Annotated in this window: 14 protein-coding genes and 1 pseudogene; 9 read left to right on the top strand and 6 right to left on the bottom strand. The window is 70.9% G+C overall.

From position 1 onward, the window contains the following. Window positions 1–112: 112 nt before the first annotated feature. Window positions 113–2455 (top strand): serine/threonine-protein kinase, encoded by a 2343-nt coding sequence (locus ABZ078_RS06765; RefSeq protein ID WP_356572301.1) that lies wholly within the window; start codon window positions 113–115, stop codon window positions 2453–2455. On the opposite strand, the gene ABZ078_RS06760 is transcribed toward ABZ078_RS06765, so the two are convergent. Then, on the bottom strand, window positions 2434–4014 hold the full coding sequence (locus tag ABZ078_RS06760; RefSeq protein WP_356572299.1) for a hypothetical protein: 1581 nt from the start codon (window positions 4012–4014) through the stop codon (window positions 2434–2436). The genes ABZ078_RS06765 and ABZ078_RS06760 overlap by 22 nt on opposite strands. A gap of 294 nt (window positions 4015–4308) precedes the next feature. Here ABZ078_RS06760 and ABZ078_RS06755 point away from each other — a divergent pair, with 294 nt between their 5' ends. From ABZ078_RS06755 to ABZ078_RS06740, 4 genes are all read left to right on the top strand, one after another. Then, window positions 4309–5043 (top strand): A24 family peptidase, encoded by a 735-nt coding sequence (locus ABZ078_RS06755; RefSeq protein ID WP_356572297.1) that lies wholly within the window; start codon window positions 4309–4311, stop codon window positions 5041–5043. Between the two features lie 72 nt (window positions 5044–5115). Next, complete coding sequence (gene mqnC / locus ABZ078_RS06750) at window positions 5116–6315, top strand: cyclic dehypoxanthinyl futalosine synthase (protein ID WP_356572295.1); 1200 nt, start codon at window positions 5116–5118, stop codon at window positions 6313–6315. A 7-nt stretch (window positions 6316–6322) separates the two neighbouring features. Next, window positions 6323–6928 (top strand): hypothetical protein, encoded by a 606-nt coding sequence (locus ABZ078_RS06745; RefSeq protein ID WP_356572293.1) that lies wholly within the window; start codon window positions 6323–6325, stop codon window positions 6926–6928. Window positions 6929–6990: 62 nt separating this feature from the next. Then, complete coding sequence (locus ABZ078_RS06740; protein WP_356572291.1) at window positions 6991–7686, top strand: demethylmenaquinone methyltransferase; 696 nt, start codon at window positions 6991–6993, stop codon at window positions 7684–7686. Between the two features lie 7 nt (window positions 7687–7693). Here the strand turns inward: ABZ078_RS06740 and ABZ078_RS06735 are convergent, their stop codons facing one another. Both ABZ078_RS06735 and ABZ078_RS06730 read right to left on the bottom strand, forming a co-directional pair. Beyond that, window positions 7694–8011: a PASTA domain-containing protein gene (locus ABZ078_RS06735; protein WP_356572289.1), complete on the bottom strand. Its 318-nt coding sequence runs from the start codon at window positions 8009–8011 to the stop codon at window positions 7694–7696. Between the two features lie 137 nt (window positions 8012–8148). Continuing rightward, window positions 8149–8655, bottom strand: a complete 507-nt coding sequence (locus tag ABZ078_RS06730) for a GNAT family N-acetyltransferase (RefSeq protein WP_356572287.1) — start codon at window positions 8653–8655, stop codon at window positions 8149–8151. Between the two features lie 97 nt (window positions 8656–8752). On the opposite strand from ABZ078_RS06730, the gene ABZ078_RS06725 reads away from it, so the two are divergent. Then, the gene (locus tag ABZ078_RS06725) at window positions 8753–10060 is read left to right on the top strand and encodes a geranylgeranyl reductase family protein (protein ID WP_356572285.1); all 1308 of its coding nucleotides are present in this window, start codon (window positions 8753–8755) and stop codon (window positions 10058–10060) included. A 97-nt stretch (window positions 10061–10157) separates the two neighbouring features. Here ABZ078_RS06725 and ABZ078_RS06720 read toward each other — a convergent pair. Continuing rightward, a pseudogene (locus tag ABZ078_RS06720) lies at window positions 10158–11142 on the bottom strand (lipase). A 209-nt stretch (window positions 11143–11351) separates the two neighbouring features. Here ABZ078_RS06720 and ABZ078_RS06715 point away from each other — a divergent pair. Further along, window positions 11352–11765 (top strand): RidA family protein, encoded by a 414-nt coding sequence (locus ABZ078_RS06715; protein WP_356572283.1) that lies wholly within the window; start codon window positions 11352–11354, stop codon window positions 11763–11765. A 147-nt stretch (window positions 11766–11912) separates the two neighbouring features. On the opposite strand, the gene def is transcribed toward ABZ078_RS06715, so the two are convergent. Then, entirely contained in the window at window positions 11913–12539 is a 627-nt protein-coding gene (gene def / locus ABZ078_RS06710) for a peptide deformylase (protein WP_356572281.1), read from the bottom strand. A gap of 89 nt (window positions 12540–12628) precedes the next feature. Here def and ABZ078_RS06705 point away from each other — a divergent pair, with 89 nt between their 5' ends. Beyond that, window positions 12629–14464 carry an FAD-dependent oxidoreductase gene (locus tag ABZ078_RS06705; RefSeq protein WP_356572279.1) on the top strand — a complete coding sequence of 612 codons (1836 nt, stop codon included), beginning with the start codon at window positions 12629–12631 and terminating at the stop codon, window positions 14462–14464. Window positions 14465–14518: 54 nt separating this feature from the next. On the opposite strand, the gene ABZ078_RS06700 is transcribed toward ABZ078_RS06705, so the two are convergent. After that, window positions 14519–15352 carry a C40 family peptidase gene (locus ABZ078_RS06700; protein WP_356572277.1) on the bottom strand — a complete coding sequence of 278 codons (834 nt, stop codon included), beginning with the start codon at window positions 15350–15352 and terminating at the stop codon, window positions 14519–14521. 712 nt (window positions 15353–16064) lie between these two features. On the opposite strand from ABZ078_RS06700, the gene ABZ078_RS06695 reads away from it, so the two are divergent. After that, window positions 16065–16424: an NADH-quinone oxidoreductase subunit A gene (locus ABZ078_RS06695; RefSeq protein WP_003974383.1), complete on the top strand. Its 360-nt coding sequence runs from the start codon at window positions 16065–16067 to the stop codon at window positions 16422–16424. Window positions 16425–16431: the final 7 nt, after the last annotated feature.

The raw sequence follows: 16431 nt of genomic DNA, 5'->3' as shown, positions 1-16431 counted from the left end.
CGGCCGCTCGCTTCTCCTGTCGCCCCCTCTCCCCGAGTCCCGGCGATCACCGTGGTGTCCCTGCTCACTACTGTGTCTGCTCACGCGAGCATGACGACGGGGAAGGCCCACCATGGAGACACTGCGACCCGACGATCCGCGGGAGTTGGGCAGCTACCGACTGCTGCGCAGACTCGGTGCCGGTGGCATGGGGCGGGTGTACCTGGCCCGTTCGCCCGGTGGCCGTACCGTCGCCGTGAAGGTGGTCCGCCCGGACCTGGCGGCGGACGCCGACTTCCGGGGCCGGTTCCGCCACGAGGTCGAGATAGCCAAGGCGGTCTCCGGACGCTTCACCGCTCCCGTCGTGGACGCCGACCCGGACGCCGCGCTGCCCTGGCTGGCGACGTCGTACGTCCTCGGCCCGGACCTCACCGATGTGGTCGCCGCGCACGGCGCGCTGCCGGAGCGCACGGTCCGCGCCCTGGCCGCGGGACTCGCGGCCGCGCTCCAGGAGGTCCACGCGGCGGGCCTGATCCACCGTGACCTCAAGCCCTCGAACGTCCTGCTGGCCGCCGACGGCCCGCGGGTCATCGACTTCGGCATCGCGCGGGCGGTGGACGGAAACCGTATGACGCAGACGGGGGTCGTGGTCGGCTCCCCCGGCTACATGCCGCCGGAGCAGGCCCTGGGGCAGGACGTCGGGCCGGCCGGGGACGTCTTCTCGCTGGGCGCGGTCCTGGCCTTCGCCTCGATGGGCCGCAGCGCCTTCGGCGACGGTGCCGCCTCGCACGCGGCGCTGCTCTACCAGGTCGTGCACGGGGAGCCGGACCTGACCGACGTAGCGCCGTCGCTGCTCGGACTGGTCCGGGCCTGCCTGATGAAGGACCCGGCGCGGCGACCGGCTCCCGCCGAGATCGTCACGGCGCTGGCGCCGCAGGGCGTCGAGAGCGCGCTGAACGACTGGCTGCCGTCGGCGGTGGCGTCGACCATCGCCACGCACGCGGCCGGGATCCTGGACCTGGAGGCACCGCAACAGCCCCAGCCGGCGGCGGCGTTCGGGCCGGCGCCGACGATGGGGGCGGAGGCGGCGGGGTACGGAACGCCTCCCGGCGCCACCCCCGCGCCCGGATACGGCACCCCCGGTACCCCCGCGGGTGGCACGCCCACCCCCGGATACGGCTACCCGCCCGCTCCCGGTGACGGCGCCCCGCAACCCGGCACGGTCCGACTGGGCTCAGATCGGGCCGGTTCCACCGCGGGCACGTCCCGCCGTCGTGCCCTCGGGCTCGCTCTCGGCGGCGCGGCGGCGGTCGCAGTGGTGGGCGGGGGCACGGCGTTGTGGCTCGGACGGGGCACCGAGGCGTCCGGCGGAGCGGCGCGGGGGAGCGGCGAGGGCGGTGCGGCCCAGCCCGCCGCGGAGAACTTCACGACCCCGCCGGCCGGAGTGGCGCCCCAGCCGCTGTGGCACAGGACGGTCGCGGACGACAGCACCAACCCCGACGTACCGCTGCTCGTCCACAACGGCCTGCTCCTGGTCAGCGGCGACCCGCTGGTGGCGTACGACGTGAAGACCGGCAAGGCGAGTTGGACCAGGCCGGAGATCTGCCGCCCCGGCGCCCCGCTCCTCTTCCACGACGGCAAGGTGTTCCTGGCCGACGGCGACTACGACGGCGTCCTCGTCGCCTACGACGCCACCACCGGTGACGAGTCCTGGCGCAGCCGGCTCGGCAAGCAGCTGAGCGTCGAGGACACGCTCGCCATCGACGACAAGAACGTGTACGTCACGGCGACCGACTACAGCGACTCCAAGAGCGCCACCGACCACCGCACGGCGGTCGCCGCGATCAGCCACACCACCGGCAGGAAGGTGTGGGTGCAGAAACGCGACTGGGGCACCGACGACTACGACGTGCAGGGCACCGCCTCCGGCAAGTACCTCGTCTACACCGACTCCAAGAGGAACCTCACCGTCCGGGACACCGCCACCGGCGGGCAGCTGTGGACCAAGAAGATCGGCGACGACTGGAGCTGGCGGCCCACCGTCGCGAGCGGGCTGGTCCTCCTGCCCGGCGACCGGCTCACGGCCGTGGACGTGAACACCGGGGACACCGTGTGGACGCTGTCCCCCAACGGCCGCCGCGGCTTCAAGAACCCGACGGTCATCGACGGTGTGCTGTACGTCAGCGACCACGACGACGGTGTCTGGGCCGTCAACGTCCGGACCGGCAAGCGGATCTGGCTCTGCGACGAACTCGACGTCGAGGGCCCGGAGACGTTCCGCAGGGCGGGCACGACCCTCTACGGCGCCACCGGCTCCCTGGACGGCGGCGTGGTCGCCCTCCAGGCCAGGACCGGCAAGCCGCGCTGGACGTTCACCACCAGCGAGTACCACGGCGACACCTGGCAGATCGCCCTCGCCGGAAACCGCCTGATGGTGACGAACGGTCCGGCGATCTACGCCTTGCCGGCCGTCTGAGCCCGCCCGCCGCCCAGGACCCTGCGGACGATCCCCAGCACCCCCGCCACCAGCCCGAAGACCAGCCCGGCCGCCAGTACGCCCACGAACATGCCCGACCCGAAGTCGCCGCCGAAGAGTGGGGGCAGGTCGTCCTCGGTGACGGGGTCCGTCACCGGGTACGGGTCTCCGGAGGTCTCGGGCTCGTCCGTCCGAGGGGCCTTGTCGAGGACGGTCATCAGGGCGTCGAGACGTTCGCCCAGGCGGTGGTCGTCGGCCGCGTCGTCGCCCTCCGCGATGGACTCCGGCAGGTCGAGGAGGAGGGCCATGCTGTCCAGTCGCAGACCGTGGTTGAAGACGTCGATGGAGCCGTTCAGCGGGTCGGCGACGACGTACACCCCGTCCTCGCCCAGCTTGTCGTGGACCGCCGCGGCGAACGCCTCCTCGTCGCCCTCGGACTCGTCCTGCGTCAACTGCGGGACGAGCGAGACGAAGACCGGGCCGCCACCCTCCGAGCGGGCGAACTGCCCGATGCGGTCGTGGAGCCGGTCCAGTCGGCGGGCGTCCAGGACCCGAGGGCTCTCCGGGTCCTGGTACACGGCGTCCTGTGCGAGTCCTTCCGCCACCCGGTCGAGGCGCGCGTTGAGGTCGATCGCCCTGGGTGGGGGAGACCAGCTCGACCTGGTCTGGTCGAAGACGAGGGAAGCGGTCACGGCGACCGCGACGGCGGAGGCGACGGCCAGGGCGGCGACGCTCCAGCGCAGAGCGCGGCTCGCCTTGACGCTCTTGGCACCCTTGGCGCTCTTGGCACCCTTGACGCCCTTGACGCCCTTGCGCAGGTCGGGCGCAGTGGTCCCGCCGGCTCTGGGGAGGCGGTGCCACCAGCGCCGTACGTACGGAACCAGCACCACGATCAGCAGCGGTACACCGGTGATCAGGACCCCGGTGAGGGTCGACTGGTCGTTGCGGTCGGTCGGCCCGATGTACAGGGCCTCGGGCTCCCACTCGTCGTCGCGGTACTTCCCGCGAGCCGCCTTCGCCCGTGCCGCGGCCTTCTCGTCGCCCTGCCTGATGACCTCGACGAAGCGCTCGAAGCGGCGCAAGGGGCCTGCGTCGTACGCGACTTCGTAGAGGGCGACCGTCAGGGCGTCGTCCGCGGGTGCCCGGACTCCGAATGCCTGGGCATCCGTCACCGTCGACTCGTCCAGCAGCACGTACAGCCCGTCCCGGCCGAGCCGGTCATGGACCGCCGTGAGCAGGCCCGGGTCGCCGGCGCTCTGGCTCGGGAGGACCAGGACGTACGTCGGTACGCCGGTGCGCTCGGCCACCTCGGCGAAGGCGGGGGTCGTGGACTGCGGGACCTCGCGGGGGAGTTGGTCCGTGATGTGGACCGGATGCGCACGCAGGCGGTCGGCGAGGTGGGCGGCCTGGGCCGCGGTGCCGGTGGTGGCCGCCTCGGCCGGGGCGGTGGCGGTTGCGAACAGGGCGGCCAGGGCGCAGAGGGTGAGAAGCAGGCGCCCGATGCGGTCGGGTAGGGAGTGCCGGGTCCTGTGTATGCCGTATGCCCTGACTGTGCGCACTGCTGCCTTCCCCCGTGTCGCGCCGACTGCTGTACCCCCGGCACTTTACTGATCACTTCGCGGGCGCGAAACAGACCTCGATGGGCACTCGGGGTGAATCGGCACATCTGTCTCTGTGGACAACTGGCGTCCGAGCGCCCGGAGTTACCCCTTGAGGGGGTTTATGTGCCGCTGATAGCGTGCGGAGGCTCTGGCAGTGATCGCGTGGGATCCGAGAGCGTACGGAGGCGGGCGACCATCGTGAGCGCATCGGGATGAGCGCGACGGAGTGAGCGCGACGGAATGCGCGACGGAATGAGCATCGCCTCGCTGGTCCTCGTCGCCGCACTGTGGGGTGCGGCAGCGGGCCTGGTCCTGCCTCGGGCCGCCTACCGGTTCTCCGTTCCGGTGGAGGAGGAGTGGCGGGACCGGTGCCCGGGCGGACATCCGATCCGTGGGTGGCTCGGTCGGGCCCGGTGCGGGCGATGCGGCAGCGGTGCGTCGTCGTACGGCCCCGGCGCCCGGGCGCTCGCCGCGGTCACCGCCCTCGTCTGCGCCGCCCTCGCCGCGGCCACCGGCACCCGGCCCGAGGTGGGCGTCTGGCTGCTGCTGGCGCCCGTCGGGGTGCTGCTCGCGGTCGTCGACCTCCGGGTGCGCCGGCTGCCCGATCCGCTGACCCTCCCGCTCGCGGGCGCCGCGCTCGTACTGCTCGGCCTGGCCGCGCTGGTGCCCGAGCACGCCGGGGACTGGCCGACCGCGCTGTGGGGCGCGCTCGCGCTCGGCGCCGGCTACTACGTGCTGTACCGCATCAACCCCGGCGGCATGGGCTTCGGCGATGTGAAGCTGGCGCTCGGGGCGGGGGCGGTGCTGGGCTGGTACGGCTGGCCCACGGTCATGCTCGGCACCTTCGCCGGGTTCCTGTTCGGGGCGCTGTACGGCTGGACGCTCGTCCTCATGCGCCGGGCCGGGCGCAGGACGGCGATCCCGTTCGGGCCGTTCCTGATCGGCGGGGCGTTCGTGGGACTGCTCATCGGCGCGTTCGCGGCCTGACGTCGGTGACCCGAAACGCCTGGCGTAGGCTGGTCGGGTCTGTCCACAACCCTTGACGAAAGGGACGCCCCGGTGACCGAGAAGGCCGACCTCCAGTCCGTCCTCGACCGTGCCGCGGACGGCGGGCGGATCACCCCGGAAGAGGCCCTCGACCTCTACCGCGACGCCCCGCTGCACGCCCTGGGCGCCGCCGCCGACGCCGTACGCCGCCGCAACTACGCGGGCACCGAGCACATCGCGACGTACATCATCGAGCGCAACATCAACTACACGAACGTCTGTGTGACGGCGTGCAAGTTCTGCGCCTTCTACGCCGCCCCCAAGGACAAGGCCAAGGGCTGGACCCGCGACCTGGACGACATCCTGCGGCGCTGCGCCGAGACCGTGGAGCTGGGCGGCACCCAGATCATGTTCCAGGGCGGTCACCACCCGGACTACGGCGTCGAGTACTACGAGAAGCACTTCCGCGCCATCAAGGAGGCGTTCCCGCAGCTCGTCATCCACAGCCTGGGGGCGAGCGAGGTCGAGCACATGGCCCGGATCTCCGGGGTGTCGGTCGAAGAGGCCATCACCCGGATCCACGAGGCCGGTCTGGACTCCTTCGCGGGCGCCGGCGCCGAACTGCTGCCGGCCCGGCCGCGCAAGGCCATCGCCCCGCTGAAGGAGAGCGGTGAGCGCTGGCTGGAGATCATGGAGATCGCGCACAACCTGGGTGTCGAGTCGACGTCGACCATGCTGATGGGCACGGGCGAGACCAACGCCGAGCGCATCGAGCACCTGCGGATGATCCGCGACGTCCAGGACCGCACGGGCGGCTTCCGGGCCTTCATCCCGTACACCTACCAGCCCGAGAACAACCATCTGAAGGGCCGTACGCAGACCACGATCTTCGAGTACCTGCGGATGATCGCCATCGCGCGGCTGTTCATGGACAACATCCAGCACATCCAGGGGTCCTGGCTGACGACCGGCAAGGAGGTCGGCCAGCTCTCGCTGCACTACGGCGCCGACGACCTGGGCTCGATCATGCTGGAGGAGAACGTGGTCTCCTCGGCCGGTGCCAGGCACCGTTCCAACCGGATGGAGATCATCGACCTGATCCGCAGGTCGGGGCGGGTCCCGGCCCAGCGGTCGACGACGTACGAGCACCTCGTCGTGCACGACGACCCGGCGAACGACCCCGTCGACGAGCGCGTCATGTCCCACATCTCGTCCACGGCGATCGAGGGCGGCACGGCGCATCCCGAGCTGAAGATCCTCGCCTCCAACTGACGTAGCCGTGCTGACGATTCACGCGGACTCCCGGGGTCGGGCACTCGCCGTCAAGGGCGCGTGGATCGCCGAGGCGGGGCGGTTGGCGGAGCTGGTCGCGACGCATCCGCGGGCGCGGGTGCGGCAGTGGCCGGGCATCCTGACACCCGGATTCGTCAACCTGTACGGCACGGAGCTGCTTGAGGAGACGTACCACCCCGATCCGCGCGAAGCCGACGAGCTGGGCACCGAGCCGCTGACCGGTGACGCGTTGGCGGCCCTCGCCATGGACGATGCCCGCTGGGGCGCGAGCGCCCGGCGCGGGGTGCAGCGGATGCTGGCGCACGGCACGGTCGCGGCGGCCTGCGAGTCGATGCGCAACCGCGCGGTGCGCGACGCCGTGCACCGCTCCGGCCTGGGGGTGGTGGGCCGGCTCGGACGGCCCGACGGTGCGGCGTCCCTCGACCCGTACGCCTGCGGGATGCCGGCGGAGTTCGCGCCGCCGAGGGAGCAGGGATCCGCCGCCCGGTTCGCCGTGTTCGACGTACGGGACGAGACGGAGCTGGCCGAGCGAGGCGCCGGGACGTGTGTGGCCACGGTGGTCGCCGGGCGCCTGGTGTACCGACGGCGCTGACAGCACCCTCAGGAAGTGGGGCGTACTGCGACCTCGTGCGGCCGTACTGCCACAATGGGCCCGTGACCCGCGCATCCCTGGACAAGCAGCCGCACGAAGTCGCCTCGATGTTCGACAACGTGGCGGAACGGTACGACCTGACCAACGACGTGCTGTCGCTCGGTCAGGACCGCAGATGGCGCAAGGAGGTCGCCAGGGCCGTCGACGCCCGCCCCGCGCAGAAGGTCCTCGACCTGGCGGCCGGCACGGCCACCTCCTCGCTGCCCTTCGCGCAGACCGGCGCCTACGTCGTGCCGTGCGACTTCTCCCTCGGCATGCTCCAGGTGGGCAAGCGCAAGCACACCTGGCTGCCGTTCACGGCGGGCGACGCGACGAGGCTGCCGTTCAAGGACGACACCTTCGACGCCGTGACGATCTCCTTCGGGCTGCGCAACGTCCAGGACTACGACGCCGCCCTGCGCGAGATGTACCGGGTGACGCGGCCCGGCGGCCGGGTGGTGATCTGCGAGTTCTCGCACCCGACCTGGGCGCCGTTCCGCACGGTCTACACCGAGTACCTGATGCGCGCCCTGCCCCCGGTCGCCCGCGCGGTGTCCTCGAACCCCGACGCGTACGTCTACCTCGCCGAGTCCATCCGCGCCTGGCCCGACCAGCCGGCCCTCGCCGAGCACCTGCGCAAGGCCGGCTGGTCGAAGGTGGCCTGGCGGAACCTGACGGGCGGGGTGGTGGCCCTGCACCGCGGGTTCAAGCAGGGCTGAGCCGGCTTCAGGCCGGGCTGACGACGACGTACGGGTCCCCGGGCTCGTCGAGTTCGCGCTGCGGTCCGCCCGAGGGCGGCCGCGGGACGCGTGGCTCACGTACGCCTCCGCCGCCCTCGCCCCCGCCCTCACCGAACTCGAACCAGACGTAGACCATCGAGTCCCGCGGCACCTCGGCACCGGGATGCGGATACTGGCGTACGACGTAGTCGACGACCACGAGCGGGAAGTCCGGCCGGTCGGGTGCGTCGAGGAGCAGGCCGTGCGACTTCGCTTCCTCGCGCGCGTCCATGGCCATCAGTCCGACGAGTTTCGGTACGCGCACTTCGGGCGTTTTGGGTGTCAGGCGCACAGATGTCACCCCCAGCGGTACTGGCAGGGTAACCGCCCGGGGTGCCGTCCGGAAGCGTCAAGTACCTTTCCGTAACAGTCGATTACGGAGCGTGTTCGCCGTCCTCGGTGTCACAGGTCGAGCCGGTAGCAGTGCCCCCGCTGTCGCGCATCCGGTGTGCTGAACACCTCCGCGAGCCGCATCCCCAGCCGCCGCGTCACCGCGATCGACCGCTCGTTGCGGGCGTCGACCATCGCCACCACGCTCGCCACCCCGGTCGCCCGCACCCGCTCCAGCGTCATCTGCGCGGCCGCCGTGACATACCCCTTGCCCCAGTGGTCCCGCCCGAGCCGCCAGCCGATCTCGATCTCGCCCGTGGGGCCCCAGTCCCGCTCCCACGGCTGGGCTCCGGTGAAGCCGATGACCTGCTCGTTCTCGTCGAGCATCGTCCACAGGCAGTACCCGCGCTCGGCGTCGTGCCGCCGCTGGCGGGCGGTGAGCTCCTCGTAGACGGAGAGCTCCGCGGCCCTGCCGCCGTGGAACTCCATGACATCCGGGTGGGCGAAGACCCGGTGCCAGGCGACCGCGTCCTCGTCGGTGGGCACACGCAGCCGTACTACGGGGAGGGTTCGGTTCACAGGGCAGCCCTTCAGCCGGGTGATCAATTCTGCTGAATAGACTGCCCATGTCCAGTGCCGGTCGGCACGCAGATTTCGAACCCGGGGAGATCCAGCCGTGACCGTCGTGACCGAGCCCCACTCCTCGCCGCTCACCGAGAACACCGCCGATGTGATCGTCGTCGGCGCGGGGCCGGCCGGCTCCACGACGGCGTACCACCTGGCCAAGTCCGGCCTCGATGTGCTCCTGCTGGAGAAGACCGAGTTCCCGAGGGAGAAGGTCTGCGGTGACGGCCTGACCCCGCGCGCGGTCAAGCAGCTGGTGACGATGGGCATCGACATCTCCGAGGAGGCCGGCTGGCTGCGCAACAAGGGCCTCAGGATCATCGGCGGCGGTGTGCGCCTCCAGCTCGACTGGCCGGATCTCGCCTCCTTCCCCGACTACGGCCTCGTCCGCAAGCGCGACGACTTCGACGAGCAACTCGCCCGCCAGGCCCAGAAGGCCGGCGCCCGCCTTTACGAGCGCTGCAACGTCGGCGCCCCGATCATCGACGACCGCACCGGCCGCATCACCGGCGTCCACGCCAAGCTCGGCGAGGACAAGCGCGAGGTCACCTTCCACGCGCCCTTGGTGGTCGCCGCCGACGGCAACTCCACCCGCCTGTCCCTGGCGATGGGCCTGCACCGGCGCGAGGACCGCCCGATGGGCGTCGCCGTCCGCACGTACTTCACCTCGCCGCGCCACGAGGACGACTACCTGGAGTCCTGGCTGGAGCTGTGGGACCGCCGCGGCCCCGGCGAGGACCGCCTCCTGCCCGGCTACGGCTGGATCTTCGGCATGGGCGACGGCACGTCGAACGTCGGCCTGGGTGTGCTCAACACCTCCGACTCCTTCAAGGAACTGGACTGGCGCGAGGTGCTGAAGGCCTGGTGCGCCTCCATGCCGGAGGACTGGGGCTACACCCCGGAGAACATGACGGGCCCGATCCGCGGCGCCGCGCTCCCCATGGCCTTCAACCGCCAACCGCACTACACCAAGGGCCTGCTGCTCGTCGGCGACGCCGGCGGCCTGGTGAACCCCTTCAACGGCGAGGGCATCGCCTACGCCATGGAGTCCGGCCAGATCGCCGCCGACGTCATCGTCCAGGCCCACGCCCGCTCGACTCCCGCGGGGCGTGAACTGGCCCTCCAGCGCTACCCGCGTGTCCTGAAGGACACCTACGGCGGCTACTACACGCTGGGCCGCGCCTTCGTGAAGCTCATCGGCAACCCGAAGGTCATGAAGATCGCGGCCCAGCGCGGCCTGACCCACCCGCTGCTGATGAAGTTCACGCTGAAGCTGCTCGCGAACCTCACGGACCCGACCGGCGGCGACGCGATGGACCGCATCATCAACGGGCTGAGCAAGGTGGCGCCGAAGGCCTGACCGGCCTGACCGGCCGGCGCGGCACGGGGTTGCCGGGTCGCCAAGCCGTCAGGTCTTCGGGGGCTCCACATCGGTGCGGGTGCGGAGCCCACATCATTCAGCGGAAGGGACCGCCGTTCGCGAAGGCGTGGGCGGCGAAGCGCTTGCCCATCCGGCGGTACGCGGCGGCCGTGGGGTGCAGGCCGTCGGCCAGGTCGGCTGCCTCGTCCGGGCCGAGCAGCTCGTGTCCGTCGAGATGGTGGAGGTGGGGGTCGTACGTCCGCCGTGCCGCCACGATCCGGGCCAGTTCGGCACGGACCACCGTCAGCGACAACGCCCCACGGGCCACATCGGCCGGGTCGCCCAGGGCGGTGATCCTCCCGTCCGGGCCCGTCGCGGTCGGGCCGGGGGCCTCCTCCAGGGCCGGACAGTGCACCGGGGAGATCAGCAGCAGCGGGGTGTCCGGGTGCCCGTCCCGGATCGTGTCCAGGAACCCATGCATTCGCCGCGGGACGCACCGGCGCTCCAGGCCAGGTCCCGGTCGGGCCGTCGGCCTCGATGCAGTGGCTGATGGAGCTGCCGTGGTGCACCCAGCGGCGCCGCCCGTCCGGCAGCGGTGCCAGCACCTTGCCGTCAGCGCGCAGCGCGACCAGCTCCGTGGGGGTCTGCTGGGGCAGCCACAGCTCGACGTCCTTCATGCCGGCCGGCAGCCCGGCGAATCGTACGGTCCCCGGCTCACCCGGGATCAGTCGCTGCGCGGCCCCGGGCCGCGCCATCCGCAGCACATTGCCCACCGGCGCCTGCCGGCACCCTGCCAGGGCGCCGTCCACCAGCAGTTCCAGCATCCCGGTCGGGCGGGGGTGGGGGTCGGGGTCGAGCTGGCCGGTGGAAGTGAGAACCTCAAGCTCCAGTGCGCGCGCATCGGTGCGGAACACCAGCCGCACTCCCGAAGGCATCACGGTCACCCCGTAGACCGACGGGTCCTGGTACTGCTCCTTCGTCCACGCGGGCAACCGGCGCGGCATCACCCCTGCCTGCGTGGTCACCAGGTCCAGCGCACCCCGTAACTCCACCGGCCCGCCCACCAGTGGAACCGCCCGCATGGCCATCGTCACCGCTCCTGCCCCGGGTCGAAACGCTCCTACGGTTCGGATACGCGTACGCACCCGCCCCACAGCCACCCTGGCACACCAGCACTCCGCGCCACTCGGACTTCACCGGCACGCACCTTGACTCCGTCTCGTCGGCGGGGGGTGCAGCAGGTCGGGAAGGGACGGTCAGGCTAGGGAGGCGGCGAAGCAGCGTTCGGCGCATGACAGGGCGACGCGCGATCCTCAGCGGCTCCCCGTTCGAGGAGCAGATCGGCTGTGCCCGTGCCGTGGTCGACGGCGACTGGGTGCACGTGTCCGGGACGACCGGGTTCGACTACACCACCATGACGATCTCCGATGACGTGGTGGAGCAGGCCGAGCAGTGCCTGCGCGACATCGAAGCCGCGCTGGCCGAGGCGAAGTGCACCTTCGCCGACGTGGTGCGGGTGCGCTGTCTGCTGCCCGACCGCGACGACTTCGAGCCCTGCTGGCCGGTCCTGCGCCGCGCCTTCGGCGAGATCCGGCCGGCCGCCTCGATGCTCGTGTGCGGCCTCGCCGGCCCCCGCATGAAGATCGAGGCCGGCCCCCGCATGAGGATCGAGACAGAGGTGTGCGCACGATGGTCCGCCGCGTGACTGCCGTCTCGCGTGTCAGGCGCCGCCTGCCTGATGGCCGTGCTGAAAGCCGTCAGGCAGGCAGCGATCCGCGAACAGCGCGCCGTCACGGAGCGCGGTCACAACCGCGACTCAGGCGCTCACTCAGGCGCTCATTCAGGCACCGGCTCAGGCGCTGAGGGCTTCGATGTTGGCGGCCCGGCGCGCGAACACCTTCTCCCGCCGGTCCGCCATCTGCCCGAGCGCGTCCTTCCGCTCCCTCTTGGAGAGCCGGTCCAGATAGACCTGCCCGTCGCAGTGATCGGTCTCGTGCGCGAGGCACCGCGCGAAGTACCCCGTGCCCTCGATCACGAGCGGCTCGCCGTCCTTGTCGAAACCGCGCACCACGGCCCGGTCCGGACGCGGTACGCCCATCACCGCACCCGGGACGGACAGGCACCCCTCGCTGTCGTCGAGGAGCCTTCTGCGCGAGGCGTCGAGCGGCTCCAGCACCGGGTTGACGATGTGCCCGACGTGCCGGACCCCGTCGTCGTCCGGGCAGTCGTACACGAACACCCGCAGATCGACGCCTACTTGGTTCGCCGCGAGGCCCGCCCCGTCGGCGATGTACATCGTCAGGAACATGTCGTCGATGAGCGCGGCGAGATCGGGCCCGAACTCGGTCACGTCCCGGCACGGCTTGTGCAGGACCTCTTCGCCCACCTCGGTGATCCTGCGCACCGACCCGCGCCGGGCGTCGGGCGCGAGCGGCGGATACGACGTGACGGGCCTGCCCTGGACGAACACGCTTGGCATTCTGTTTCTCCCTGTGGTTGTGAGGATGCCGTGGGTGGCCGGGAATGGGGCTTCCGACCTGCGGAGCCCCTCCCTACCCTCCGGGAATCATGACAACAGAACACGCCCACGAGCCCCAGGAGAAGACAGGTCACGCGAGATCCGGCCACACCCGCAGACGCTTTCTGGCCGGTACCGGGGGAGCGGCCGGCGCCCTCGCCTTATGGCCCGCCGGCAGCGCCAAGGCCGCGGCCGGCACACGTGTGGCCGTGCTCGGCGGCGGAGTCTCCGGCCTGAGCGCCGCCCACGAACTCGCCGAACGCGGCTACGCCGTCACCGTCTACGAGTACTACGACGCCCTCGGCGGCAAGGCCCGCTCGATGCCCGTCCCGGGCACCGCGGCCGGCGGACGTGCCGACCTCCCCGCCGAGCACGGCTTCCGCTTCTTCCCCGGCTTCTACCGGAACCTGCCGGACACCATGCGCCGCATCCCCGTCCCCGGCAACACCAACGGCGTCCACGACAACCTCGTCAGCGGCACCGAGGCCCTCTTCGCCCGCGCCGGAGGCCGCCCCGACCTGCACTTCCCGCTGCGCCGCGTCACCACCCCGCCCCGCCCCGGCGACCTCACGCCCAGCTGGATCCGCGACCAGGTCCTCTCGGCGCTGGACCTCGGCACCCGCCTCCCCGCCCATGAGGCCGCCTACTTCGCGGGCCGCCTCCTCGTCCACCTCACCAGCTGCGACGCCCGCCGCGAAGAGGTGTGGGAGAAGGTGCCCTGGTGGGACTTCATCCGTGCCGGGGAGATGAGCGAGGAGTACCGGACACTCCTCGGCATCGGCCAGACCCGCAACCTCGTCGCCACGCGCGCGGAGGTGGCGTCCACCCGGACCGTCGGCCGCGTCATCATCGAGGCCCTGCTCCTGTGGGGCCTGCTCGGCCGAGGCATGGACGGCGACGCGGACGTGGACCGCGTCCTCAACGCCCCCACCAGCGAGGCCTGGATCGACCCCTGGGAGGCCCACCTGCGCTCCCTCGGCGTCGAGTTCGTCCTCGGCACCCAGGTGCGCGAGGTCCTCCATGACGGCCGCCGCGTGACCGGCGTCCGCGTCTCCGCCCGCGACGGCGGCGACGGCGGCGACGAACGCACGGTAACCGCCGACCACTACGTCTGCGCCCTGCCGGTCGAGCACGCGCGCGCGACGTGGGGCCCGGCCCTACGCGCGGCCGACCCGCAGCTCGCGCGTTGCGACGCCCTACGGACCGACTGGATGACCGGCGTGATGTTCTACCTGCGCACGCCCACACCCGTCGTGCACGGCCACGTCAACTGCCTCGACTCACCTTGGTCGGTGACCGCCGTCGGCCAGGCGCAGTTCTGGGACGGACGGGACTTCTCGCGCGACTACGGCGACGGCCTGGCCCACGACTGCCTCTCCGTGATCATCTCGGAGTGGGACAAGCCCGGCATCCTGTACGGCAAGACGGCCAAGGAATGCACCAAGGAGGAGGTCGTCGCCGAACTCTGGGCCCAGCTGAAGGACGGGCTGAACGACGCCGGTAAGACGACCCTCCGGGACGAGGACCGCCTCGGCTGGTTCATGGACCCGGCGGTGACGGGCCTGGGCGGCCCCGATCCGGAGAACCGCGAACAGCTCCTCATCCACCCCACGGGCACCCTCTACGACCGCCCCACGGCCCGTACGAAGGTCCCGAACTTCTTCCTCGCGGGCGACTACGTCCGCACGGACGTGGACCTGGCCACGATGGAGGGCGCCAACGAGTCCGCCCGGCTGGCCGTCAACGCCCTCCTGGACGCGGACAACTCGGACGCCGAGCGCTGCCGGATCTGGGAGCTGTACCGGCCCCCGGAGCTGGAGCCGCTGAAGCGCGTCGACGAGGTGCGCCACAGGCTGGGCCTGCCCAACACCTTCGACTTGGGATGAAGCAGAAGGGCCGCTGCCCCCGAGCGGCTGCGGCCCTTCGGAACACCGTACGGCTCAGAGCACGCGCACGGCACCCGACGCCGGGTACCCGGAAAGGTCCTGGATGACGACGCCCTTGGACGGGTTGGCGGCGTCCAGGTACTGGCCGTTCCCGATGTAGACACCCACGTGGTAGGCGGAGCCCTTGCCGCCCCAGTACAGGATGTCGCCGACCTGGATCTGCGAGAGCGGGATGTCGGTGCCGGACATCGACTGGTCCTGCGAGACCCGCGGCAGGTCGACGCCGACCTGCTTGAACGCGGCCTGGACCAGGCTGGAGCAGTCCCACGCGTTGGGGCCGGTGGCACCCATGACGTACGCGTCGCCCACCTGCGCCTTGAGGAAGGAGATGACCGTCGCCACGCTGCCGCTCGCCGGGGCGGACACGCTCGTGCCGACGGAGGCGGAGGCGGAGAGGGTGGCCCGCTCGGCAGAGCGCGAGGCGGCTGCCTCGGCGGCGGCCCTACGGGCTTCCTCGGCCTTCTTCCTGGCCTCAGCCTTCTTCTTCGCCTCGGCGAGGTCCTTCTTGGCTTCCTTGGCCGCCTTGGCGGCGGCCGCGTCACGCTCGGCGTCGAGCTCGTAGTTCGCCGCCGCCAGCTGAGTGGCGTCCGCGGACTGGGCGAGCTGGTCCGCCAGGTCACCCGTGAGGGTGGGCAGTTCGATGGTCTGGGTCACCGGCTCGGCGGCGTTCGCCGTGGCCGACGCACCCGCCGCTGCCATGCTGAGGACGCCACCGGTAACTCCGGCGCGCATCGCGATGGTCGTCGACGCGTTGCGGCGGGGCTTCCGGTGGCTACGTATGTGAGCGGTGTGGGACATGAGAACAACCGGTATCAGGGGCTCCTCCATACCTTCAAGAAACGTGGCCTGCGCCACAGTTGTTCAATCGCCGCCCCAAATTCTCGGCACGCCGCTCCTTATTGACGCCGTAACGGACATTGCGGACGCCGTTCATTCGGCCCGTGATCACGGTCTTTCATCATTAAGTCCGAATTGCCCTCCGCCTACCACTTGTTGGGACCGGTGGCCAAGCCCGGTTCTTGGACCCGCTTGTCGATGTGGCGGAGGTCACGCAACGATTACGGCCTCGTGCGCGTCCTGTGCCCGTTCCCGCCCGGTGTCGCTCGTGAACGCGTGCACGCGTCCACATCTGCCCTCGCGTCTCCCCCTGATGTGTGAACGCGCTCCATTATCAAGCCGTCCGGTCCAGCGCCAATTTGCATGCAAGAGAACTCTCTTGATATTGAGACGCCCCCTCCGAGCTGCGGCGACGAGCGAAAATGTCACCTCTGGTGATCACCTGGACGCTTCTCGTGTGAAGATCACCGCTCATCCGGCTTCATGATCCTTCGTCAGGTGGTGGAGATCACAAAGCTTGTGCAATACCCCGTGTCGCAGATCACAGAGCGGCGGGCATAAGATGCGAGGCAGTTGGGCTTGTGACCTGCTTCACATGTTCTCGATCTTCGCCGGGACCAGCGGGGCTCGTGGAACTGGTGAGGCGGCTGTGAGCCCAGTGCAACCGCCAGCAGTCAGTGCCGACTGAGAGGAGCGAGGAGCGGTGAACGCGTATGCGCCCATCCTCGTACTGGGAGCCCTCGGGGCAGGCTTTGCGATCTTCTCCGTGGTCATGGCCACGCTGATCGGTCCGAAGCGATACAACCGGGCCAAGCTCGAGGCCTACGAGTGCGGTATCGAGCCGACCCCCACGCCGGCCGGCGGCGGGCGCTTCCCGATCAAGTACTACCTGACGGCGATGCTCTTCATCATCTTCGATATCGAGATCGTCTTCCTCTACCCCTGGGCCGTCACCTTCGACGCCCTGGGGATTTTCGGGCTCGTGGAGATGCTGCTCTTCGTGCTCACCGTCTTCGTCGCGTACGCGTACGTATGGCGGCGCGGCGGCCTGGAATGGGACTGAGGGGCCT

Source organism: Streptomyces sp. NPDC006385, from assembly GCF_040612485.1.
Lineage (GTDB): Bacteria > Actinomycetota > Actinomycetes > Streptomycetales > Streptomycetaceae > Streptomyces.
Note: the sequence above shows the minus strand (reverse complement) of the source record. Positions and strands in the feature narration are given on the sequence as shown.

What these genes read in the sequence shown, in the direction of transcription:
- ABZ078_RS06765 (WP_356572301.1), top strand. Translation starts at nt 113, where the DNA reads ATGGAGACACTGCGACCCGACGATCCGCGGGAGTTGGGCAGCTACCGA.
- ABZ078_RS06755 (WP_356572297.1), top strand. Translation starts at nt 4,309, where the DNA reads ATGAGCATCGCCTCGCTGGTCCTCGTCGCCGCACTGTGGGGTGCGGCA.
- ABZ078_RS06715 (WP_356572283.1), top strand. Translation starts at nt 11,352, where the DNA reads ATGACAGGGCGACGCGCGATCCTCAGCGGCTCCCCGTTCGAGGAGCAG.
- def (WP_356572281.1), bottom strand. Translation starts at nt 12,539, where the DNA reads ATGCCAAGCGTGTTCGTCCAGGGCAGGCCCGTCACGTCGTATCCGCCG.
- ABZ078_RS06705 (WP_356572279.1), top strand. Translation starts at nt 12,629, where the DNA reads ATGACAACAGAACACGCCCACGAGCCCCAGGAGAAGACAGGTCACGCG.
- ABZ078_RS06700 (WP_356572277.1), bottom strand. Translation starts at nt 15,352, where the DNA reads ATGGAGGAGCCCCTGATACCGGTTGTTCTCATGTCCCACACCGCTCAC.